The sequence below is a fragment of the Candidatus Brocadiaceae bacterium genome, from assembly GCA_012728835.1.
Lineage (GTDB): Bacteria > Planctomycetota > Brocadiia > SM23-32 > SM23-32 > JAAYEJ01.
On sequence record JAAYEJ010000074.1, the window covers coordinates 1 to 21,176 of the forward strand.

The 21,176-nt window shown below is 69.4% G+C and carries 19 protein-coding genes; 8 read left to right on the forward strand and 11 right to left on the reverse strand.

Translation table 11 applies throughout. The annotated features are described in order from the left end of the window. Both GXY85_12080 and GXY85_12085 read right to left on the reverse strand, forming a co-directional pair. On the reverse strand, positions 1 to 267 hold a 267-nt coding region (locus GXY85_12080), incomplete at its 3' end, for a hypothetical protein (GenBank protein NLW51559.1). A gap of 278 nt (positions 268 to 545) precedes the next feature. Beyond that, entirely contained in the window at positions 546 to 1,694 is a 1,149-nt protein-coding gene (locus tag GXY85_12085; GenBank protein ID NLW51560.1) for a hypothetical protein, read from the reverse strand. 250 nt (positions 1,695 to 1,944) lie between these two features. On the opposite strand from GXY85_12085, the gene GXY85_12090 reads away from it, so the two are divergent. The 3 genes from GXY85_12090 to GXY85_12100 all read left to right on the forward strand — a co-directional run bounded on the left by GXY85_12090 (position 1,945) and on the right by GXY85_12100 (position 3,889). Then, a complete protein-coding gene (locus GXY85_12090) occupies positions 1,945 to 2,475 on the forward strand; it encodes a hypothetical protein (GenBank protein NLW51561.1) in 531 nt (176 codons plus the stop codon). 46 nt (positions 2,476 to 2,521) lie between these two features. Then, complete coding sequence (locus GXY85_12095) at positions 2,522 to 2,743, forward strand: small basic protein (protein NLW51562.1); 222 nt, start codon at positions 2,522 to 2,524, stop codon at positions 2,741 to 2,743. A 69-nt stretch (positions 2,744 to 2,812) separates the two neighbouring features. After that, positions 2,813 to 3,889 (forward strand): aminotransferase class I/II-fold pyridoxal phosphate-dependent enzyme, encoded by a 1,077-nt coding sequence (locus tag GXY85_12100; protein NLW51563.1) that lies wholly within the window; start codon positions 2,813 to 2,815, stop codon positions 3,887 to 3,889. A gap of 9 nt (positions 3,890 to 3,898) precedes the next feature. Here GXY85_12100 and GXY85_12105 read toward each other — a convergent pair whose 3' ends face one another. Together GXY85_12105 and GXY85_12110 are read right to left on the reverse strand one after the other, a co-directional pair. Continuing rightward, the gene (locus GXY85_12105; protein NLW51564.1) at positions 3,899 to 5,329 is read right to left on the reverse strand and encodes a sigma-54-dependent Fis family transcriptional regulator; all 1,431 of its coding nucleotides are present in this window, start codon (positions 5,327 to 5,329) and stop codon (positions 3,899 to 3,901) included. 190 nt (positions 5,330 to 5,519) lie between these two features. Next, entirely contained in the window at positions 5,520 to 5,876 is a 357-nt protein-coding gene (locus GXY85_12110) for an STAS domain-containing protein (protein NLW51565.1), read from the reverse strand. A gap of 176 nt (positions 5,877 to 6,052) precedes the next feature. Here GXY85_12110 and GXY85_12115 point away from each other — a divergent pair, with 176 nt between their 5' ends. Beyond that, positions 6,053 to 6,937, forward strand: a complete 885-nt coding sequence (locus tag GXY85_12115) for a nucleoside hydrolase (protein ID NLW51566.1) — start codon at positions 6,053 to 6,055, stop codon at positions 6,935 to 6,937. 8 nt (positions 6,938 to 6,945) lie between these two features. On the opposite strand, the gene lpxK is transcribed toward GXY85_12115, so the two are convergent. Then, complete coding sequence (lpxK, locus tag GXY85_12120) at positions 6,946 to 8,049, reverse strand: tetraacyldisaccharide 4'-kinase (GenBank protein ID NLW51567.1); 1,104 nt, start codon at positions 8,047 to 8,049, stop codon at positions 6,946 to 6,948. A gap of 141 nt (positions 8,050 to 8,190) precedes the next feature. Here lpxK and GXY85_12125 point away from each other — a divergent pair, with 141 nt between their 5' ends. After that, positions 8,191 to 9,207, forward strand: a complete 1,017-nt coding sequence (locus GXY85_12125) for a Gfo/Idh/MocA family oxidoreductase (GenBank protein ID NLW51568.1) — start codon at positions 8,191 to 8,193, stop codon at positions 9,205 to 9,207. Between the two features lie 135 nt (positions 9,208 to 9,342). Here the strand turns inward: GXY85_12125 and GXY85_12130 are convergent, their stop codons facing one another. Both GXY85_12130 and smc read right to left on the reverse strand, forming a co-directional pair. Beyond that, positions 9,343 to 10,251 (reverse strand): GNAT family N-acetyltransferase, encoded by a 909-nt coding sequence (locus GXY85_12130; GenBank protein ID NLW51569.1) that lies wholly within the window; start codon positions 10,249 to 10,251, stop codon positions 9,343 to 9,345. A 47-nt stretch (positions 10,252 to 10,298) separates the two neighbouring features. Further along, complete coding sequence (gene smc, locus GXY85_12135) at positions 10,299 to 14,084, reverse strand: chromosome segregation protein SMC (protein NLW51570.1); 3,786 nt, start codon at positions 14,082 to 14,084, stop codon at positions 10,299 to 10,301. Between the two features lie 479 nt (positions 14,085 to 14,563). Here smc and GXY85_12140 point away from each other — a divergent pair, with 479 nt between their 5' ends. After that, on the forward strand, positions 14,564 to 14,995 hold the full coding sequence (locus tag GXY85_12140) for a hypothetical protein (GenBank protein ID NLW51571.1): 432 nt from the start codon (positions 14,564 to 14,566) through the stop codon (positions 14,993 to 14,995). An 81-nt stretch (positions 14,996 to 15,076) separates the two neighbouring features. Here the strand turns inward: GXY85_12140 and GXY85_12145 are convergent, their stop codons facing one another. From GXY85_12145 to nrdR, 4 genes are all read right to left on the reverse strand, one after another. After that, positions 15,077 to 15,841 (reverse strand): anaerobic ribonucleoside-triphosphate reductase activating protein, encoded by a 765-nt coding sequence (locus GXY85_12145; protein NLW51572.1) that lies wholly within the window; start codon positions 15,839 to 15,841, stop codon positions 15,077 to 15,079. 110 nt (positions 15,842 to 15,951) lie between these two features. Then, a complete protein-coding gene (locus GXY85_12150; protein ID NLW51573.1) occupies positions 15,952 to 16,224 on the reverse strand; it encodes a hypothetical protein in 273 nt (90 codons plus the stop codon). A 28-nt stretch (positions 16,225 to 16,252) separates the two neighbouring features. Further along, positions 16,253 to 18,682, reverse strand: coding sequence for an anaerobic ribonucleoside-triphosphate reductase (gene nrdD / locus GXY85_12155; GenBank protein NLW51574.1), 2,430 nt, complete (start codon positions 18,680 to 18,682; stop codon positions 16,253 to 16,255). Positions 18,683 to 18,753: 71 nt separating this feature from the next. Further along, positions 18,754 to 19,236 carry a transcriptional repressor NrdR gene (gene nrdR, locus GXY85_12160; GenBank protein ID NLW51575.1) on the reverse strand — a complete coding sequence of 161 codons (483 nt, stop codon included), beginning with the start codon at positions 19,234 to 19,236 and terminating at the stop codon, positions 18,754 to 18,756. Positions 19,237 to 19,550: 314 nt separating this feature from the next. On the opposite strand from nrdR, the gene GXY85_12165 reads away from it, so the two are divergent. Both GXY85_12165 and GXY85_12170 read left to right on the forward strand, forming a co-directional pair. Further along, a complete protein-coding gene (locus GXY85_12165) occupies positions 19,551 to 20,486 on the forward strand; it encodes a serine acetyltransferase (protein ID NLW51576.1) in 936 nt (311 codons plus the stop codon). 36 nt (positions 20,487 to 20,522) lie between these two features. Further along, positions 20,523 to 20,999 carry a hypothetical protein gene (locus GXY85_12170; GenBank protein ID NLW51577.1) on the forward strand — a complete coding sequence of 159 codons (477 nt, stop codon included), beginning with the start codon at positions 20,523 to 20,525 and terminating at the stop codon, positions 20,997 to 20,999. The last annotated feature ends 177 nt before the right edge of the window (positions 21,000 to 21,176 follow it).

Below are 21,176 nucleotides of genomic sequence, written 5' to 3' on the forward strand. Positions count from 1 at the left end.
CCAGATGCTGTTCAGTCCGCCGTTCTTGGCCGCCGTCTGGATGCCGGCGTCGCCCCAGGCGATCAGCCCCAGCACGCTGCACGCTCTGGCGGTGCCCTGCCTGGGCGCGACGGCCGTCGTCGGGTTGAACTCGGTGCTCAGGGGTGCGGAGATCTCCGAGTAGAGCGCACCCGTGGGCGGCATCACGGGGGTCCGGTAGCTCACACATCCGGTCCCGGCGACGACCAGGACCGACGTCAAGAGGCCCAGTACCAGCGATCGATGCATCTTCCGGCCCTCCTCCAAAGGGACATGCATGCACTCCGCCTCCGGTTTGTACCATACCGGGGAAGAGATGTCAATAGGGTAAATGCTGTTGCTGCTCGGCGCGCCTGCGCGCGGCGCCCGTACGGACATGGGCTGGGGGCTCGGCGCCGGGCCGGATGGTGACGATCTCTTCGTGCGTCGCGTGCTCTTCTACGGCAGCGCGCCACGCACCCGCACTCCCCGGCGAGCTTGCGAAGGCGCTCGCTGCAGGACGGTGTCAACCGCCTCTTCCTGCCGGTTCATGCGCGGTGGGGCGCTTTCCAGGAGAACGCGGGCCTCAGGTGACGGTAGGGATGTTGGTTGTAGGCCGCCGTGGGCGGCTTGCCCTGCCAGTGCCAGGCGATGAAGTCGAGCAGCACCTCCCAGTCCTCGGCGGCGTGCGAGTGGGCGCCTTCGCGCAGGTGGAACGCGAGCTTGTCCCGTGCGCCGAGGAAGCGGTAGACCTCGCCCGCCGCCCAGGCGTTCTGGACCATTCCTTCCGGGTTCGACCAGCGGTCGTCCAGGGCATACGTCAGCAGCACCGGGCGCGGGGCGATGGTGGCCAGCAGGCAGTGCTGGTCGAACGGCAGATCGCCTTCCCGCCCGACGTAGGGCTGCAGACCGGGTCCGAACCAGGACGGGAAGACGTTGACGATGTTGAGCGTCTCCCCGCCATCTCCCACGTAGCGGAACGCGGCGCTTCCGCCGGCGCAGGAGGCGTTGTCGTTGACGAGCGCAATCCGGCTGTCGGTGGCGCCGGCCAGCAGCGTGGTCTTGCCCCCGCGCGAATGCCCGGTGACGGCGATCCTTTCCGGGTCGATGAAGGACAGCTGGTGCAGGAGATCCACGCAACGGTGGTAGCCCCAGGCCCAGGCCGAGAGGGCGCCGAACGTCCGGCCGGGGTACACGTCGTAGAGCCCGCCGCTCCGTCGCGCCTTGTCCGGCACTCCCGAGTACCCCAGGTCCTCGGCCATCTCCGTCCGGTTGAACAGGACGAGCGCACAGCCGCCTTCGAGTACGCGCTGCACGATCTCGTCGGACAGGTACCACCAGCATCCGTCGCCGTTCACGATCGCCGGGAATGGGCCGGGTGCATCCGGGAACAGGATCCTCACGCAGAAGGAGAAGGGCCGCTCGCCGCCGCAGCAGTGGACGCGGTAGGACCAGAGCTTCGGCTTGCCCGGCCAGCGTCCCACGCCGCCGTGGCACAGCGTCTCCACGTCGACGGCCTCGGGCGAGGGCGGCAGGCCGCCGTATTCCATGTTGACGATCAGGTCCCGCCAGGCGGCCGATCGCGCCGGCCATTCCTCGGGGGTCCGGATCCGGCCGAGGTCCGGCAGGGCGAACGGGTCGGGCAGCTCCCCTGCGTTGACGATGGGGTCTACCGGGTAGCTCCTGCGCTCTGTCATCGATCTCTCCTCCCTCAGCGTCTTCTGCGTGGCGTGCCTTCGGTTCGCGCGTCATCGTGCCACAACCAGCCGGGGCCGGCAAATCCATCCGGCAAACCGCCTGTCGCCCTTGTAGCCCCGGGCGCCATAATCGATATGACAATGGCACCATTTGACTTGGCGCGCGGCTTCGGGATAGAATGTGCGGGTTCGCAGACGATGGGCTCTTTGAGTACCGGCCCGCCGGCGGGGGGGATGGAGACGACAGAGGATGACGGTCCAGAACAAGCGCTCGCCGAAGTCGAGGACGCGGTCGGATGACCGAGGGGCGGCTGCCTCGGGCGCCCGTACGGACATCGGCTGGGGACTCGGCGCCGAGTCGGATGGTGACGATCTTTTCGTGCGTCGCGTGCTCTTCTACGGCATCGTGGCCGTGCTGGGCTGTCTGGGCGCGTGGTTCATGATCACGACCGTGGGCGGTGGAGCGCCGCCGCACATTCTGAGCGCGGCTGCCGGGGATGCGGCGCCCGCGTTGCACACCATCGTTCTGCAGGACTTCGAGAAGGCCCGAGCGGACGACTGGCTGAAGGTGGCCCGATCGGGGCAGATGCAGTCCCTGGCGGGCGGTCACGAGCTGCGGGTGATGGACCTGTCGACGGGCCGTTGCGCGCTCTGCGTGGGGCGGTTCGACGATCCGACCGAGCCGCGGGTGGCGGCCCTGCTGGAGGGATTTGCGGCCTACAGCCTTCCGAACGGAAGTCGCCCCTTCGAGCATGCGCGGCTGATGCCCATCGCGCGCTGATGCGGGTCGACGGAGCCATTCCACAAGGGATTTCCAGGAGGGAATCATGTCGCTGCACAGGAGTCTGAAGCGGAAGGACGCCCTGGTACGGCGGCGCAACGTGCTCTCGCGCGCCGAACGGGTGGAGCGTCTGAAGAAGGACGAGAAGTGGGAGGAGGGCATGTCGGTGCTCGGGCTGCCGAAGCTGAAGGTGGCCGCCGCCCCGAAGGCCCAGAAGGCCAAGGCGCCTGAGGCCGCCGAGGCGGCCGAGGGGGATTCGAAGGAGTAGTCACGTCCGGTCCGTCGAGAGGACCGTCGGAGGTGCGCAGTGCGGACGGAGCCGCTGATTGCCGACCGTATGGGTCTGATCGATTCGTCGGGGATTCGCAGGGTTTTCGATCTGGCCAGGAGCCTGAAGAACCCCATCAACCTGAGCATCGGGCAGCCCGACTTCGACGTGCCCGAGCCGGTGAAGGCCGCCGCCATCCATGCCATCGAGAGCGGCCAGAACAAGTACACGCTCACGCAGGGAATCCAGTCCCTGCGCGACGAGGTTGTGCGGTTCGAGAAGCAGCACAGCGGCGTCCGGCACGAGGCGGCCCTGATCACCAGCGGCGTCTCGGGCGGCATGCTTCTGGCCATGATGGCGCTGGTCAATCCCGGGGACAGGGTGGCCATCGCCGATCCGTACTTCGTCATGTACAAGCATCTCTGCCGGCTGCTCGGGGGCGTGCCCGTTTACGTGGACACCTACCCGGACTTCCGGCTCACCGTGGAGCGGCTGGAGGAGGCCGGGGCCGGCGACGCCAAGTTGCTGATGCTCAACAGCCCGAACAACCCGAGCGGCGTGATCTCGTCCGAAGACGACCTGCGGGCCATCGCGGAATGGGCGGGGCGCAAGGGCGTCTTCATCATCAGCGACGAGATCTACCGCTTCTTCTGCTACGACGGGGCCTTTGCGAGCATCGCGCGGTTTACGGACGACGTGCTCCTGCTGAACGGTTTCAGCAAGCTGGCGGCGATGACGGGCTGGCGGCTGGGCTACGCCATCGGGCCGGAGCCGCTGATCGAGGAGATGAAGAAGCTGCAGCAGTTCAGCTTCGTCTGCGCGCCCTCGATCGCGCAGTATGCGGGGTTGGCCGCCCTGCGGCTGGACAACGCGAACCGCGTGCGCGCCTACCAGGCCAAGCGCGACATCGTCTACGAGGGTCTGCGCGACAAGTTCCGGCTCGAGAAGCCGGGCGGCGCATTCTATGCGTTCGTCGAGGCGCCGGGCGGGGACGGCGATGCCTTCTGCGCCCGGGCCATGCAGCACAACGTGCTGGTGATCCCGGGCAGCGTGTTCAGCGAGCGGAAGAGCCACTTCCGGCTCTCATTCGCCGCCGAGGACCGCGTCCTGGAAGAAGGCGTGCGCGTGCTCAACTCGCTCGCGTAGGCCGGCGGATCAGCGCACGCCGTACTTGTCCAGCTTCCGGTAGAGCGTGGCGCGGCTGAGGCCGAGCTTGCGGGCGGCCTTGCTGATGTCGCCGTCGCATTTCTTGACGGCGCCGAGGATGGCTCGGCGCTCCACCTCTGCAAACGGCAGCACCTCGTCGGGCTCCTCGGCCGGCTCGGTTTCGCGGTCCTGCAGGGCGGCCCGGATGCACTCGAGCGCCTCTTCGACGGCCAGCGGGGGCACGGTGCGTCCGACGGTGGCCTTTCGGATGCGTTCGGGGAACATCTCGGGCGTCACGCGGTCGGTGTTGGCCAGGACCACAATGCGCTCGATGGTGTTGCGCAGTTCGCGCACGTTGCCGGGCCATTCGTAGCAGAGCAGGAGGCGGACGGCCTCGGGGCTGAAGTCCCAGAAGTACTTGTTGTACTTCTCCCCCATGATTTCCAGGAAGTGCTGCGCCAGCACGGGGATGTCCTCGGGGCGTTCCCGGAGCGGCGGCAGGTAGATGGGGACGACGTTGAGGCGGTAGTAGAGGTCATCGCGAAGGCGGCCGGCTTCGACCTCCTGGAGCGGATCCTTGTTGGTCGCGGCGATGACGCGGCTGTCCACCTCGAAGTTGTCCGTGCCGCCGACGCGGGTGAAGGTGCGGTTCTGGAGGAAGCGCAGCATCTTGGACTGGAGGCCGTGGTCCATCTCGCAGATCTCGTCCAGGAACAGCGTGCCGCCGTGGGCGCGTTCGCAACTGCCGATGTGCTGCCGGTCGGCGCTGGTGAAGGCGCCCTTCTCGTGGCCGAACAACTCGCTTTCGAGGAGGTCCTTCGGGATGGCGGCGCAGTTGACGGGGACGAAGGCGCCGTGGCTGCGGGGGCTCAGCATGTGGGTGGCATGGGCCACGAGTTCCTTGCCCGTGCCGCTCTCGCCCCAGATCAACGCCGTCGCGTCCGTCGCGGCGATGCTGCGGATGGTCCTGTACACCTCGTGCATCACGGGGCTGATGCCGACCAGATCGCCCAGCCGGCCGCCGCGCTCGTAGGCATCGTTGAGCTGCTTGACCTGCACGGACAGGCGGTGCTTCTCGGCGGCGTCCAGCAGGCGCCGGTCCAGGTTCGGGTCGCCCGCTTCGAGGGCCACGACGTCCTCGGCCCCCATGCGCATCCACTCGACGACGTCGGAAACGGCGGGGTTTCTGGCCGCGACGATCACGGGCAGGTCGGGGAACGTGCCGCGCAGGCGCTCCAGGGGGCCGCGGCCGGCCTGGCCGGCGTCCATGAGGACGACGTCCGGCACGCGCTCGGCCGTGCAGCGCATCAGGGAGGCGGTGTCTTCGCACAGGGATGTCGTCACCGTGCGCTGAGCGAGTTCGGCCGGCACGAGTCGCCGGAGCCTCTGAGGGCCAACGACGCACACGTGGACTTCGTTGTTCGTGGCTTGTTGCGCCATACTGCTCCGTTCAGTCCTGCGTGCCGCCCCTCAACGGCTCGCCTCCACCTGGTGGAACCGGCTCCGTCACGGTCGACGTCGGCCACCCCGGGCGCACGTGCGCACCGGACCCAGACGCCCATGGGTGCGCGTCGACCATGCCTGTGTTGTGTTCATCGGATCCGGCGCTTCGGATCGTGCGGCCGCAGACCTATCGGCGGTCGGTCGCCTCCTGGGCCATCGCCCGAAGCGTCTGGTCCAGCGCGCGGGTTACGTCGAAGACCCTCGTCAGGCCCGTCAGCTCGAATATCGAACGGCAGAAGGGCGGAACGTCGGCCAGCCGCAGAGTACCGTTCTCCAGGGCCGTCCGGCGCAGGCAGCTGACCAGGACCCCAAGCCCCTCGCTGTCGATGAAGTCCATCCCCTGAAGGTTGAGCAGCAGCCGGGTGTGGCCGGCGGCGATCAGTTCGTGCAGCCGGGCCTTCGTCTTGGAGGCCGACACCGCGTCAAACCGTCCCTCGATGTCCACGACCGTTATGCCATTCATCTGGCGGACGTCGGCAATCACGGATCCATCGCCTCCTTCATCCTATGACGGAGCGGCTGCCCGGCGCCGTTGCGCCATGATATCGGGCGATGGTGCGGGAAGTCAATTCCCGGGCCGGCCGAGGCGTCTGCGGCGCCGGCCGGCGGGCGCTTTCGTCGCCGGCCGCCGCATGGTATACACTGCGGACGGAGGAGAGCATGGATGCCGCCGTTCCCGTGCTGCTGGATACCGACATCGGGTCGGACGTCGATGACGCCGTCTGCCTGGCCTATCTGCTGGCCGAGCCGCGCTGCGACCTGCTGGGCATCACGACCGTCACGGGCCGGCCGCAGGAGCGGGCCATGCTTGCCGACGCGCTCTGCCGGGCGGCCGGCCGCCACGGGGTGCCGGTCTACAGCGGCTGCGACGTTCCGTTGCTCTGCGAGCAGCGGCAGCCGGAGGTCCCCCAGGCCCGGGTGCTCCCGCGATGGCCGCACCGGGACGACTTCGAGCCCTATGCGGCCGTGCCCTTCCTGCGCCGGACCATCCGCGAACGCCCCGGGGAGGTGACGCTGCTGGCCGTCGGCCCGCTGACGAACGTGGGGCTGCTGTTCGCCACAGACGCCGAGGTGCCGCGGCTGCTCAAGCGGTTGGTGCTGATGGGCGGCCGCTACTTCGGCTCGTGTGGGGAGGAGTGGAACACGGGGGGCGACCCGATCGCGAGTGCGCTCGTGTTCGGGGCGCCTGTGTGCGAACTGACGGCCTATGGGCTGGACGTGACGCTGCAGTGTTCGATGCCGGCGCCGGAGTGCCGCGAACGGTTTCGGGGCGGTGCGCTGGACCTGGTCCGGGAGATGTCCGAGGTCTGGTTCCTGACCCGGGAGCGCATTACGTTCCACGATCCGCTGGCGGCTGCCTGCGTCTTCGAGCCCGATCTCTGCACCTACCGTACGGGCCGCGTCGCGGTGGATCTGCAGGGGGCGGGGCGGGGCGCGACGCGCTTCGAGGAGTCCGCCGGCGGGCCGCACCGCGTGGCCGCCGACGTGGACGTCGGTCGCTTCTTCCGCCGCTACTTCGAGACGATCGGCGCGCCCGCCGGGTGAGGGGCCGATCACGGATGCGCGGGAACGACCTCCTGCAGGGCGGCCATGAGGGCGGATGTGCCGTCGATCAGGTCCAGGTCGGCCGTGAGGGCGTAGATGGGCGGCGTGGGGGGGGCGGCCAGGACGCGTTCGACCTTGGCGGCGTCCTTCTCGGTGGTCAGGACGCCGGTGCAGCCTTCGGCCCGCGCCTTCCCCAAGACGCCCTCCAGCGTGCCGGCGGTGTAGGGCGCGTGGTCGGCGAACACGTCGAGGAAGGCGGGCGCGCAGCCGGCCTTCCTGAGCGTGCACGCGAAGCCCTCGGGGTTGCCGATGCCGCAGAAGGCCGCCCAGCGCCCCTCGCGCATGGCGTTCGGCGGCACCGGCTTCGGCGCGCCCACCGCCGGGTCGGTGGGCCCGACCGGGCGCAGGCCGGTGACGATCGTGCGGCAGCAGGCGATGGGCACGCCGGGCGCCAGCCGGCCGAGCCGGTCCCTGATGGCCTGGAGCCGCTCCGGCGCGACCAGGTCGCAGCGCGTGACGATCAGGAAGCCCGCGCGCTTCAATCCCCTCAGCGGCTCGCGCAGGAGCCCTCGGGGCAGCATGCGGCCTCGGCCGAACGGCCAGAGGGCGTCGATCAGCACGATGTCCAGGTCGCGGGCGATGCGGCGGTGCTGGAAGCCGTCGTCCAGGATCAGCACGTCGGCGCCGTGTTCCCGCACGGCCCGGCGGGCCCCCGCGACGCGGTCCGGATCGACCACAACGGGCACGTCGGCGACGAGGCGTCCGAGCATCTCGTTCTCGTCGTCCATGCCCGTGCGGCGGCTGCCGCCGTATCCGCGCGAGAGGATGGCCGGGCGGTGCCTGCGGATGACCAGCAGGCGGGCCAGCCAGGCCACGAAGGGCGTCTTGCCCGTGCCGCCCGCCGTGATGTTGCCGACGCTCAGGACGGGCACGCCGGCCGGCCGCGCATGCAGTGCGCCCACCCGGTAGAGACCGTTGCGCGCGGCGGCCACCACGCCGTACCCGGCCGCCGGGACGGACAGGGCGCAGCGGGCCGCGCACAGAAGGGGACCGCGCCGGGCGGGATCGATCACGGCCCGGTGAAGGCGGAACAGTGCGGTCCCTCCGACCAAGGGAATCCTCCCTTGCATTGGGCCAGTGCCTGGAGAACAATGAAGCCCTCAGCCGGCCGCCCGGGCCGGCCGCCGCTGCATACGATACATCACGGCCGCCTATGCGGCAAGACCACGGGAATTCCAGAAGGAGCGACCATCATGCTCAGGGTGGGCATCATCGGATGGGGGGGCATGGGCACGAGGCACTTCAGCCGGTACGGGCGGCTCAAGAACGCCGAGGTGACGGCGATCGCCGACACGCAGGCGGAGCGCCTGTGCCCCGGGGGCGGACCGGTCCGGACAAACCTCGGGGCCAACGAGACCGGGATCGACCCCGAACGGCACCGGCTGTACACGGACCCGCAGGAGCTGATCGACGACCCCGGCGTGGACCTGGTGGACATCTGCCTGCCGACGTTCCTGCATGCCGAGTACATGCAGAAGGCCCTGCGGGCCGGCAAGCACGTGCTCTGTGAGAAGCCGATGGCCATGAGCTACGCCGAGTGCCGGTCCGTTCTGGAGGTGGCCGAGCAGGCGCCTGGCAAGCTCATGGTCGCCCAGTGCGTGCGCTTCTTCCCCGCCTACGAATACCTGTATGAGACGGTGCGTTCGGGCCGGCTGGGGCGGCTGCTGCACCTGGACATGTGGCGGGCCAGCACGCCGCCCACGTGGTCGTGGCAGAACTGGCTGCAGAAGAGCGACCGTAGCGGGGGGATGATCCTGGACCTGCACGTGCACGATGCGGACTTCGTCCATCACCTGCTGGGGCGGCCCCGCGCGGTCTGTTCGACCGGCGCCGTCGGCCCGACCGGCGGCTACGACATCGTCGACACGCAGTACATCTACGAGCAGAAGATGGCCGTGCGGGCGGCCGCCAACGCGGCGATGCCCCCGCCGTTCGGCTTCGAGGCCGGTTACCGGGTCGCGTTCGAGCGGGGCAGCCTGCGCTATGAGGCCTCCGACGAGCACGGAGTGACCGAGACGACGGGCGAGGGCGTGCGGCACCCGGAGCTTTCGCCGATCGACGGCTACGAGAAGGAGATCGCCTACTTCGTCCACTGCATCCTGAACGACGAGGGGCCGGCGATGGCCGAACCGGAGTCGAGCGCGTTCTCGGTCCGCCTGGTCGAGGCCGAGAAGGAGTCCATCGAAACGGGCCGGTCGGTGGAATTGTAGCGCGAGGAGGCAGATGCAGGTCGCAGCCGCCTGCCCGTCCCAGTCATTCTGAGGAGCGCAGCGACGAAGGATCTCGCCCGTTCAGCCGGCGGCGCCGGCATGAGCAAATGACAGTGGGCCGGGCGTCCGCAGGAATCAGGCGCCGGGCGTCGCGAAGCTCCAGCCTTTGTCCAGGCGGGTCACGGGCTGCCAGCCGAAGCGGCGGTAGAAGCGGCCCGCGCCAGCTTCCTCGCCCTCCCGGGCGACTGCCAGGACGATCCTCTCTCGCCCGGCCAGGCGCAGCCACGCCACCGCGTGCCGGACGAGCCACGTGCCGATGCCGCGGTTCCGCCACTCCTCGTCGAGCAGCAGGCTGGACAACTCCGACCATCCGGCGTACGCGGGAAGCTCGCCGCCGAGCGTCATGTCGGCAACCACCTCACAGTGGGCGATCTCCTTGCCATTGACCATCGCCAGGAAGCTCGCGTCCGTGATCTCGATGCCCCGTTGCAGGGAGACCTCCGGCACGGGCGGGTCGCAGGGCGGCTCGATGCCCGTGAGGGGGCCGGCGTACAGGGTGTCCACGCAGTCGGCCTTGAGCACCCAGCCCGCGTTCTTGAGACAGGCAGCGATATGGGGCCACGAGTCGGCGACGCCGTAGCACGGGCCGCCCGGCAGGCCATGGCAGAGACCGGTTCTGTCCGCGCCCCAGTCGACGACCTGCCGGCGTACGGCGGTCAGCACGGCGTCTGCGGCTCCGACGGACTCGGGCCATGCGAAGAACCACGCCACGTCGGCGGCGTTCCGGTAGGCGGGGTTCTCCTGCGGTCCACGGTAGCGCAGCAGGTGGGCGGCGGCGCAGACGCGGCCCTTCTCGACGCCGCAGAGCGTCTTCCGCTCGACCACCCAGGGATCCGTGACGTATTCCTCCGGATCACGCATGAGCCGGTCAGCGATGAAGCCCGACGGCAGTGCCCAGCCCGGCATGACGGCGCCGAGGTGCCCGTTGACGAGCCTCTGAAGCTGCGGCAGGTGCGACTCTTCGTACGGCACGACATCCGCCATCTGTTGCCTCCCGGCATAGCATGACGCGCGAGAGGCCGGCCTTGCGGCTACCCGGCCTTCGCGCGCTGCCGCTCGCCGACGTCAAGGTGGTGGTCGACCTCGGTGAACTTGACCGAGATCTGCTTGCTGACGCCGTCCGTCATCGTCAGGCCGTAGAGGACCTGCGCGACGCTCATCGAGAGCTTGTTGTGCGTGATGATGACGAACTGGGTGTTCTGCCGGAAGTCCTCGAGCATCATCAGGAAGCGCTCGACGTTGCTGTCGTCCAGCGGGGCGTCCAGTTCGTCCAGCAGGCAGAACGGGCTGGGCTTGGCCTGGAACATGGCGAACAGCAGGGCGACGGTCGTGAGCGCGCGCTCGCCGCCGCTGAGCAGCGTGATGGAGTTCGTCTCCTTGCCCGGCGGTTTGGCGAGCATCTCGATGCCGGCTTCCAGGACGTCTTCCTCTTGCTGTTCGAGGATCAGGTCGGCCGTGCCGCCGCCGAACAGCTTGCGGAAGAGGGCCTGGAAGTTCTGCCGCACCTGCTCGAAGACCTCCCGGAACCTCTCGCGGCTCTTGGCGTTGAGCTGGCGGATGATCTCGCGCTCGTGGCGCCGCGCCTTCTCCAGGTCGTCCTTCTGGTCGCTGAGGAACTGCGCGCGGATTTCCAGCTCCTCCTGCTCGCGGATGGCGGCCACGTTCACGTTGCCGATGCGGTCGACCGTGGCCTTGAGCCGTGCGGCCTCGGCGCGCACCTGCGGCCAGTCCGTCGCCGCGTCGTCGGCCATCTCCAGCACGGCGGCGCGCAGGGCCAGCGCTTCCTCCAGGGCGACGATCTCCGGCGCCTCGTCCTGTTCGGGCTCCTCGTCCGCTCTCTCGGTCTCGCGGTACCACGCGGCCACGGTGGCTGCCGAGGGCTGCTCCGGCAGGTCGGCCTGGTGTTCGCGGATGAGCTTGTTCGTGAACGGCGGCGCCTCCCGCCAGCTTTCCGGGTCGCCGGCCAGGGCGTGCAGGCGCACGCCGGCTTCCTCCTCGGTGCGCCGCTGGAGGGTCTCCAGCTTGATGTTCGTCTCGCTCTCGGATATGTGCAGGCTGTGCAGGGCCTCCTCGACCTGCTGGCGGCGGCGGCCATGCTCCCGGGCCTGCTCGGCCAGGAGGCCGATCTGCTCCTGGGCGGCCTGCACGGCTGCGGCGCGCGCCTCGATCCGGGTCAGGAGTTCCTCCTGCTGCGCGCGCAGTTGCTCCTGCTCGGCATGGGCGGCCTGCAGGGCCTCGCGGGCCTCGCGCAGGCGGCGCACGTCGGCCTCCTGTTCGCCGGCGACGGCCTCGACCTCGTTGTGGAGGCGCATCTCGTCCGCTTCGAGGCGCGCGATCAGCGACTGCACGCTGCGCTGCTGCTCACGGTTGCGGGCGACTTCGCTTCCGAGTTCGTTGAGTTCGGCCGTCAGGGCCCGCTCGCGCTCGTCGAGGCGGTGGGCATCGTCCTGGGCGGCCTCCACGCGGGTCTGCGCCTGGGCGCGTTCTTCGGCGGCGGCGGCGGAGCGGGCCTGCAGTTCGGCGGTCTGCGCATCGAGGTCCGCCACGTCCTGGCGCAGTCCCGTCTCCTCCGAGCGGCCGATCCGGAGTTCCTCGCGCAGTTCGCGGACGCGCGTCTCGACGGCCTGCAGGCGGGCGTTCACCTCGCCGGTCTCGCGGCCGATGGCTTCGAGTTCGGCGGCCGCGTCGTCGCGTTCCTGCGTCCATTCCTGCCGGCGGGCCTGGCATTCATCGCGTTCGGCGGCCAGGCGTTCGAGCACGGCGTTGAGTTGGGCGATCTCGGCATCGAGGGCGGCCAGCTCGCTGCGGCGGGTGATCAGGCTGGGCGTCTCGGGGGTGCCGCCGGACCAGAGTCCGCCGGAGCCGAACCGCTCGCCTGCGCGGGTGACCAGCTGCACGCCGGACGGCAGGCCGGCCTGCAGGAGGGCGGAGGCGGCGTCGGCGTCGCGGACGACGAACGTGTTGAGCAGAAGGGCGCGGACGGCTCCGGCAGCCCGTTCGTCACATCGGACGACGTCCACGAGCCGCGCCTCCACGCCGGACGGGGCGCCGAGGTCGGCCCGGGCCGGCTCCGCGAGGTGCTCCAGGACGATCAGTTCGGCCTGGCCGGCGCCGTTCTGTGAGAGCAGGCGCAGGGCCTCGCGGGCCTGGGACGCGGCCTCGAAGAGCACGGCCTGCGAGCGGTCGCCCAGCGCGGCCTCGACGGCCCCCGCCCATTCGAGCGGCACCTGCACGAGGTCGGCCAGGATGCCCACGGTGCCGGGCAGGCGCGCGTCCAGCAGCCGCCTGACGCCCGCGTGCACGCCCTCGGCACGGTCTTCCAGGTCCTGCAGCACGTCGCGGCGGCCGGCGCGGCCGCTCAGTTCGGCGCGGGTTTCGGTCTGTTGCGCGGCGAGTTCGGCGATTCGGGTGTCGAGGCCGGCGATGCGCGCGCGCAGGGCGGCGACGCGGGCTTCCAGTTCGGCCCGGCGTGCGTGGAGGGCCTCGGCACGGTCGTGGGTGCGGCTGCGCTCCTCCTCGGCCTGGGCGATCTGGCCGCCGAGTTCCTCGCGGCGGCTCTCGATGCGCAGCAGGCGGCTCTGGAGGGCGCGTTTCTCGGCGCTGAGGACCTCGATCTGGTTCCGCAGGTTCGATTCGCGCTGGAACAGCTCGAAGACCTGGGCCTTGGCCGATTCGATCGCGTGCGCGGCTTCCCGGCGTTCCGCGCGGGCGTCCTCGATGCGGCTCTGGCCGGCGCGGAAGGCGGCGGCGTTGCGCTCCAGGTCCTCGGTGACCTCGGCGAGGGACTCGCGGGCGGCCTCGCGTTCGGCGTCCAGCGCCTCGGCGCGACGGCGGAGGTCCTGGTGGCGCTGGTCCAGCTCGCGATTGCGGTTCTGGAGTTCCTCGTCCCGTTTGAGCGCCAGTTCGCACTCGCGCGTGAGCCCGTCCAGGCGGGCGTCCACGCGTGCGCGGTGCTGGCGGGCGTCTGCCAGTTCATCCTGGAGGCCTTGAAGGCTCGTGCGGGCGGCCTCGAGGCGGCCCTCGGCCTCGCCGGCCTGCTGCGCGAGCGCGTCGCGCTCGGCCGAAGCGCTCCGAATGCGGCTGCCGAACTCTGTCCGGTCGGCTTCCAGACTGCGGACCGAGTGCAGCGCTTCGGCCAGGCGCAGCCTCTGGAGGCGTTCGGCATGGCGCTTGAACGTGCGCGCGCGGGCGGCCTGGTACTTGACGCTCCGGAGCTGCCGCTGGACCTCTTCGATGATGTCGGTGACGCGGGCCAGGTTCTGCCCGACCCGCTCCAGCTTGCGCTCGGCCTCGCGGCGCTGCTGCAGGAAGCGGTTGATGCCGGCCGCTTCCTCGAAGACCTGGCGGCGCTCCTTCGGGTTGGCCCGGAGGATGCGGTCGATCTGGCCCTGCTCGATGACGGCGTAAGCCGTCGTGCCGACGCCCGTGTCCATCAGCAGGGCGCGCACGTCCTTGAGGCGGCAGACGCGGCCGTTCAGGTAGTAGTCGCACTGGCCGGTGCGGTCGACCCGCCGGCCGATGCAGACCTCCTCGTAGTCGACCGGCAGGGCGCCGTCGGAGTTGTCGATGGTGAGCTTGACCTCGGCGAACCCGAGCGGCTTGCGCGACTCGCTGCCGTTGAAGATCAGGTTGACCATCTCGGCGCCGCGCAGCTTCTGGGCGCTGCGCTCGCCCAGCACCCACTTGATGGCGTCGACGACGTTGCTCTTGCCCGAACCGTTGGGGCCGACGAGCGCGGACAGGCCGTCTTCGAAGTCGAAGACCGTCCGGTCGGCGAAGGATTTGAAGCCGTACAGCTCGAGCTTCTTCAGCCTCACTCCGTGGACTCCACTAAAAGCGCCGGGGGCAGCCCCCGGCACCGGTGGCCAAGTTCCGTCGCGCCCCGGCTCCCGGGACGCGATACCACGGATTGTAGCCGAAGGCCCCGGCGGGATTCACGATGTGCGCCGGCGGGCGGGCGGCAGGGCGGGCGAGGGCGTGCGTTGCGCGCCGTGGAGGTCGGCCCCGGGGCGGGGCGGTTGCACGCAAAGCATGGAAAAGAAAGGAGTTGCGCGCTACCGGCCGGCCGGGCGGGGGGGGCGGCGGCCGGTCGGCGGGTGCGCGAGGGGGTGCCGCACGCGGGAAAAAGCCCCGCGAAAATCCCGCCTTGCGCTCGGACGGACGGGTCCGGGCCGTCAGGGGGCGCGGCGGGGGCGCCTTGCATTCGGCCCGCCGCGCCGGTAGCATGACGGTCGGCCCCAGGGGGAGGGGCGCATGCGGCATCCGGTCGATAGACCCCATTACGTGGAGGCGTGGCATGGTGAAGGCAACGGCGAAGGCATTGGCGGCGGTGGCGGTTCTGTCGCTGACGTTGGTCTCCTGCGGCAAGGGCGCGGACGGCTCCCTTCGGGACGTTGTGGAGGCCCAGCTCAAGATGATGGAGGAGTTCGCCAGCGCCATGGACAAGGCGCAGAACGCCGACCAGGTGGCGGCGGCGCTGGAGCAGCATGCGAAGCAGGTTGAGAAGCTGGCGCCTCGCGTGAAGGCGCTGGCCGAGAAGCATCCGGAGCTGGCGGGCATGGGCGCGTCCGGTCAGCTCCCGGCGGAACTGAAGGAGTACGAGGCGAAGATCGAGGCCGCAGCCACGAAGATGATGGGCGCCATGGGCAAGATGATGCAGTATGGAGAGGACCCGAAGGTGCAGGCTGCAATGGAGAGGATCGAGGGGGCTTCTCAGAAGATGCAATAAGGTCGCATCCCCGGCGGGGAAGGGCGCCTGTGCCAGACAAGACGACTTCTTCGACGGGCTGCGCGGCGAGCGCGATGCGCTTCACCGGCCGGGCGGGGCGGCCTCGCTGGCGGCCAGTGCGGCGGCGTCGCGGCCGCGCACGACCACCCGGCGCACGTGCGGCCGGACGATCTCGGCCATCTCGTCCAGTTCCTCCGCCGAGTAGGGGGCGATCCGCCGCAGGGCGGGGTCCAGGCAGAGTGCCGGCTTGACGTTCTGCAGGGCCAGCGTGTCGGCGCCGTCCAGGTCCGGCGCCATGCGTTCGACTTCGTCCGGGCCGACCAGGCCGGGGACGACGGTGATGCGGAACTCATGGGGCAGGCCGCTTCGCTTGACCAGGTGCAGGGAGTGGCGCACGTCGTTCACGTCGACCTCGACGCCGGTCACGCGCGAGTAGTCGGTGAGGGTCAGGGGGGCCTTCAGGTCCATGGAGAGGGCCGCCAGGGCGCCGTCTTCGAGCAGGCGGCCGATCCATTCGGGGCGCGTGCCGTTCGTCTCGATCATCACGTCCATGGGGACCGCGCGGATCTCGGCGATCAGTTCCCGCAGGGCCTCTCCGTGCAGGGTGGGCTCGCCGCCGGTGATGACGACGCCGTCGATCCAGCCGCGCTGCCGGCGCAGGTGGTCGAAGACCGTCTCCCGTGGGACGCCCTCCAGGCGGTCGGGGTTGCAGATCAGTTGTCCGGCATGGCAGTAGTGGCAGCGCAGGTTGCACCCGGGCAGGAAGAGGACCGAGGCCAGCTTGCCCTCCCACTCGATCAGGCTGGTCGGTATGAACCCCTTGATGTCTGCGGACGCCTGACTCACCGGCGGGATTCCCTGTCTGGTGTCATCCTGTGGGGAGACCGCGCTCGCCCGCCGCCGTGGTTCGGACGGCGGCCAGGAGGCAGAGCCGCGGGGCCGTGCGGCTTCCGTCCCTACGCGCTGAGGCGCTTCTGGAGTTCGTCGCTCGGGGGGGCCTGGCCGTCCCAGCGGGCGATGACCTGGTCGTCCTTGTCCTTCAGCAGCACGGACGGGATGTCGAAGACGTCGAAGTAGTCGCCCTGGGCGGCGCCGTCGATCGTCTCCATGTCCTGGAAGACGACCTGCACCTTGTCCGTCTGATCCCACTGTTTGAGGAAGTGGGCGATCTTCTTCTTGGCGCTCTCGCAGAGGGCGCAGTTCTGTTTGCCGAATATCTCGATGATCATGGGATTCTCTCCGGATCGGCGGCCCGGATCAGGCCAGGGCCACGCTGTAGTTGCCTTTCTGGCGGTCCTTGAGTTCGCCGTGCTTGGAGGGATTCCAGTTGTGGACGCGGCTGAAGTAGCCGACCACGCGGGTGATCCCGTAGACGTCGGCGCTGCCGCAGTGGCCGCAGGTCGTCCGGAGGCCGGGGGTGGACTTGTGGCAGCCGTTGCAGATGGTGAACTCGGGGCTGATGGTCAGTTGGGCGGCCTGGGTCTGGCGGAACGTCTTCTCGACCAGGTTGAAGATGCCGGCCGCCGGGGGGCGCTCTTCGCCGACGAAGGCGTGGATGATGGCGCCGCTCTCGATGGCGCGGTGGAACTTGCTCTGCACCTGGATGCGCGTCAGGAGGTCGACGGGGGCGTCGGCGCGCAGGTGGATGCTGTTGGTATAGTACATCTCGTTTTCTTCGATGCTGCCGCGGACGACTTCGGCGGCTTCGGGGAAGCGCTGCAGGTCCACCTTGGCGAGCCGGCGGGCGGCGCTTTCGGCGGGGGATTCCTCCAGGGCCACGCGCATGCCGTGCTGTTCGCCCAACTGGCGTGCGCGGAACTGCATGTGGCGCACGAGCCGCAGCCCGCGCCGGATCATGTCGTCGTCCTGGTGCAGCTCCCGGCCGGTCATGTGGAGCATGCACTCGTTGAGGCCGATGAGGCCGATGATGTAGGTGGCGTCGTTCAGATCCACGTATGGCCGGCCGTCGGCGGCGATTCGGCCGATCTCCCAGAGCGGCTGGCTGGGGTCGGTCATGAGGCTGCCGATGAACTTGCGCTTTTCCAGGTGGGCGCGCATGGCCACGCCGATCATGTCGTCGATCTCGGCGTAGAGGGCGTCCCAGTTGCCCCTGCCGGCGCGGTAGGCGGCCTGCGGCAGGTTGATGGTCACGTTCTGGAACCCGCAGAAGCGCATGCTCTCCGGGTGCCGGATCATGTGGTCGTCTTTGATGGTTGTGCGAAGGCGGCAGCAGGCGCTCAGGGTCACTTCGTCGCGGTCGAAGATGAAGTAGGGCACGCCGTTCTCGCCGGCGAGCACGGTGGCGTACTCCAGTATCTCGCGCTGGGCGGGGTCGTTGAAGGTCTCGGCGCTGATGTGCAGGTCGCACTTCGGGAAGGCGAAGAGGTTCCCGTACTGGTCTCCGGCGCGCCAGACGTCGAGCATGGTCTTGCAGAACCGCTGGGCGGTCCGTTCGTAGTCGCCGTAGGTGCGGCCGGTGTAGCGGCCGCCGGGGCCGATGGCGGGGACGTTCTTCAGGTAGTTGGGCACGCCGGTGTGCACGTTGAAGTCCAGGAACAGCGTCTGGCCGCCGCGGCTGAAGGCGTTCTGCGAGGAACTGAAGATCAGGTGCTGGGCCTCCTGGAGCATCTCGCGGTAGGGCATGTCCTCGACGAACGGGGCGTAGAGCACGTTGATGTAGCCCACGCCGAGGGCGCCGGCGTAGTAGGCCTGCATGGAGGCCAGGAACGTGTTCAGGTGGCCGGTCAGGGTGCGGGCATGCTTGGCGGGCGCGCTGGAGGTGTCCAGGTTCTGCAGGTGCAGGCCGTATTTCTTCAGGTATTCCAGCGAGTGGCTGGAGCAGTAGACGCGCGTGGGGTAGCCGAGGTCGTGGACGTGGATCTTTCCGAGCAGGTGGGCCTCGGCCACCTCGTCGCTGAAGACCTCGCGCAGGGCGTACTGCTTGAGGGTGTGTTCGGCCACGGCCAGGTTGATCGCCTCGGGGTTGTTCTGGGCGATGTTGGCGTTCTCGCGGCTCTTGCTGCGGATGACCTGGTCCAGGTCGTACTTCGGCATGCCGATGACGGCCTGCTTGCGCAGGCGGGCGGTCAGGCCGCGCTCGAACAGCTCGTTGTCGACCAGTTCGCGGATCAGGGACGTGGAGATGCGGGTCAGGCGGCTGTCGAGCACACGGCGTTCGACGGCGCCGGCGACCTCGCAGGCCAGTTCGGGCGAGAGGTCGGCTTCGACCTCCAGGGCCGTGGCGATCTTCACCTTGTCCCATTCGGCGATCTGGTCGTAGGTCTCGGTGCTGACCAGCAGGGCGATGTCGGTGGAGTTGCCGGCGCGGCGGACGGGCTTGCGGACCTGGAGGGACTGGCGCACGCGGGCCCGCTGGTCGCGGTAGAGGATGTAGGCCTTGGCGGTGCGGGCGTGGCCGGTCTCGATCAGGACCTTCTCGACGGTGTCCTGGATCTCCTCGATCGTGGGGGGGCTTCCGAGGAAATCGCGTTCCAGCAGCACGGCCACCATGGCCGCCAGTTCGTCGGCCAGGACGCGGTCGTCGCCGCCGACAGCCTGGGCGGCCTTGAAGATGGCGTTGGCGATCTTGCCGCGATCGAAGGGGACCATCCGGCCGTCGCGCTTCTTCACGTGCGTGATGCGGTTGCGATGGTTCTTCTCTTCCCGGGCCTCCAACTCGACCGACATATCCACTCCTCCCGTGTCGCCTGCGGCGTTGTCTGCGTTGTCCAACAAGGCTTCGGCCTCCGGCCGGCCGCCTACCGGGCGGGCCGGGGGCGCGGAGCGCGCCGACCACCGAGCACGGTGTCGGCCTCCTCCACGAAATCGGTTACGTCCGTGAACTCCCGGTAGACGGAGGCAAACCGGATGAAGGCCACGTGATCCAGTTCCTTGAGCAGGGCCATGACCCGTTCGCCGATGGCCCGGCTCGGCGCTTCGCCCTCGAAGCGCTCGTGCAGTTCGCGTTCCACGGCGTCGACAAGCTCCTCGATGCGCTCCCCCGGGATCGGCCGCTTGTAGCATGCCTTGTGGAGGCCGCTCAGGAGCTTGCGCCGCGAGAATTCCTCGCGCGTCCCGTCCTTCTTGACGACGCGCAGCACGCCCAGCTCGATGCGCTCATAGGTGGTGAAGCGCCGATGGCAGTCGTTGCACTCCCGGCGGCGCTTCACGTGCGTGCCGTCGGTGGCGGGGCGGGAGTTGACGACCCGATCGTTGTCCGTGTGGCAGTATGGACACCTCATGGCGCGTGCTCCCCGGACGGCTCCGCCCCAGCTAAGTCCCTGGTCGCCATGGTCTTAGGCCGTACCCCCTGGTAAGGCCGCATCGTGCTATATATTGAGCACCGGGGTATGATACCGCCCTACATGTAGCATGTCAAGGCGAATCCCGCCGGTTTCCTTAACTCCTTGCCTGGGCAGTGTTAGCGTCATGGCCCCGCCGCGCGGAGGCGGCCGGAAATCGGGCGGCATGCGCCACGGGCGGCGGGCCGTTGACTCGCCCGCCCGGGCGCGGGACAATGCCCGGGTTCCACATCCGAGAGCCGAAGGGCCAGACCATGCACGAAGACGAGCACGACATCCGCCCGGCCGCCGAGTTCGACCTCTCCGGGCTTGTGGACGCGGTTGTGGCGCGTCTGAGGCGGCGCGACCCCCTGCCGCTGGTCTGCCGGTGCCGGCTGCCCAGCGAGGAGACGGTCGTTGCGATCCTCGACCTGCTGGCCGAGGCGCTCTTCCCGGGCTACTTCGGCAACAAGGCCCTGGACGCCGCCAGCCTGCCGTTCCACGTCGGGGAGGCCGTCGCCACGGCGGGGGACCTGCTGGCGGTCGAGGTGGCCCGCTGCCTGGTCCACGAGTGGAAGGGCGCCCCGGAGGACGTGCGCGCCGATTGCGAGCGGGACGGCCGGGCCGAGGCCCTGCGGCTGCTTGCGGGCCTGCCGGAGCTTCTGGACGTCCTGGAGGGCGACGTGCGCGCCGCCTACGAGGGCGATCCGGCGGCGACGGGCTTCGACGAGGTCATCTTCTGCTATCCCGGCTTCCGTGCCGTGCTGATCCACCGCATCGCCCACCGCCTGCACGTGCAGGGCGTGCCCTGGCTGCCGCGCATCATGACCGAGTACGCGCACCGCATCACGGGCATCGACATCCACCCGGGCGCGGAGATCGGCAGGCGGTTCTTCATCGACCACGGCACGGGGGTCGTCGTCGGCGAAACGACCGTCATCGGTGCGAACGTGCGCATGTACCAGGGGGTCACGCTGGGCGGCTTCCGCTTCCTGAAGGAGGAGGACGGTTCGATCCGGCGGGGCTACAAGCGGCATCCGACCATCGAAGACGACGTCATCATCTACTCGAACGCCAGCGTCCTGGGGCCCATTACGGTGGGGCAGGGCTCGGTGATCGGGGCGAACGTCATCCTCACCGAGTCGGTGCCGCCCGGCACCCAGGTGACCATCGAGCCCCCGCGCCAGCGCTTCCGCCAGCGGCAGCAGTAGGGCAGGCTCGTTCTCTCAACTGCGAGGGCATTCGGGATGAAGGAATCGTTGCGAACGGGGCTTTCGTTCGGGCTGACCTCGGCGGTGATCACCACGCTGGGGCTGATGGTCGGGCTGCACTCGGGCACGCACTCTCAGGCCGTCGTCCTCGGCGGCATCCTCACCATTGCCATCGCCGACGCCTTTTCCGACGCACTGGGCATCCACGTGTCGGAGGAGGCGGAGAACGTGCACACGGTGCGGCAGATCTGGGTGGCTACGATCGCGACGTTCCTGGCGAAGTTCATCTTCTCCTCGACGTTCATCCTGCCGGTGCTTCTCCTCCCGCTGGGCACCGCCATCCTTGTCAGCCTCGGCTGGGGATTCCTGATCCTGACGGTGCTGAGCCATGCCCTGGCGCGGTCGCAGGGCGAGGCCCCCTGGAAGATCATCGGCGAGCACGTCGGCGTCGCCGCCGTCGTGATCGCCGCCACGCACTGGGTCGGCGACCTGGTGGCGCGAATCGCGGCCTGAGGGTACGGGCGCGATCCACGGAGTGGCGTAGCGCCGGCGTCCCGCCGGCAGTGCCGGACGCATCCTGCGTCCGGGACGTTGTGACAGAGAGGCACGCGTGCAAGCTCCAACGAAGGGGGCGGGCAAGATGCCCACCCCACAGCCGGCGAGACGCCGGCGCTACGTTCCGCGCGGCGC

Bases quoted from the DNA above. Each gene is read 5' to 3' on its own strand.
- GXY85_12085 (NLW51560.1), bottom strand. From the start codon at position 1,694: ATGACAGAGCGCAGGAGCTACCCGGTAGACCCCATCGTCAACGCAGGG.
- GXY85_12090 (NLW51561.1), top strand. From the start codon at position 1,945: ATGACGGTCCAGAACAAGCGCTCGCCGAAGTCGAGGACGCGGTCGGAT.
- GXY85_12095 (NLW51562.1), top strand. From the start codon at position 2,522: ATGTCGCTGCACAGGAGTCTGAAGCGGAAGGACGCCCTGGTACGGCGG.
- GXY85_12100 (NLW51563.1), top strand. From the start codon at position 2,813: ATGGGTCTGATCGATTCGTCGGGGATTCGCAGGGTTTTCGATCTGGCC.
- GXY85_12105 (NLW51564.1), bottom strand. From the start codon at position 5,329: ATGGCGCAACAAGCCACGAACAACGAAGTCCACGTGTGCGTCGTTGGC.
- GXY85_12115 (NLW51566.1), top strand. From the start codon at position 6,053: ATGGATGCCGCCGTTCCCGTGCTGCTGGATACCGACATCGGGTCGGAC.
- GXY85_12125 (NLW51568.1), top strand. From the start codon at position 8,191: ATGCTCAGGGTGGGCATCATCGGATGGGGGGGCATGGGCACGAGGCAC.
- GXY85_12130 (NLW51569.1), bottom strand. From the start codon at position 10,251: ATGGCGGATGTCGTGCCGTACGAAGAGTCGCACCTGCCGCAGCTTCAG.
- GXY85_12140 (NLW51571.1), top strand. From the start codon at position 14,564: ATGGTGAAGGCAACGGCGAAGGCATTGGCGGCGGTGGCGGTTCTGTCG.
- GXY85_12150 (NLW51573.1), bottom strand. From the start codon at position 16,224: ATGATCATCGAGATATTCGGCAAACAGAACTGCGCCCTCTGCGAGAGC.
- nrdD (NLW51574.1), bottom strand. From the start codon at position 18,682: ATGTCGGTCGAGTTGGAGGCCCGGGAAGAGAAGAACCATCGCAACCGC.
- nrdR (NLW51575.1), bottom strand. From the start codon at position 19,236: ATGAGGTGTCCATACTGCCACACGGACAACGATCGGGTCGTCAACTCC.
- GXY85_12165 (NLW51576.1), top strand. From the start codon at position 19,551: ATGCACGAAGACGAGCACGACATCCGCCCGGCCGCCGAGTTCGACCTC.
- GXY85_12170 (NLW51577.1), top strand. From the start codon at position 20,523: ATGAAGGAATCGTTGCGAACGGGGCTTTCGTTCGGGCTGACCTCGGCG.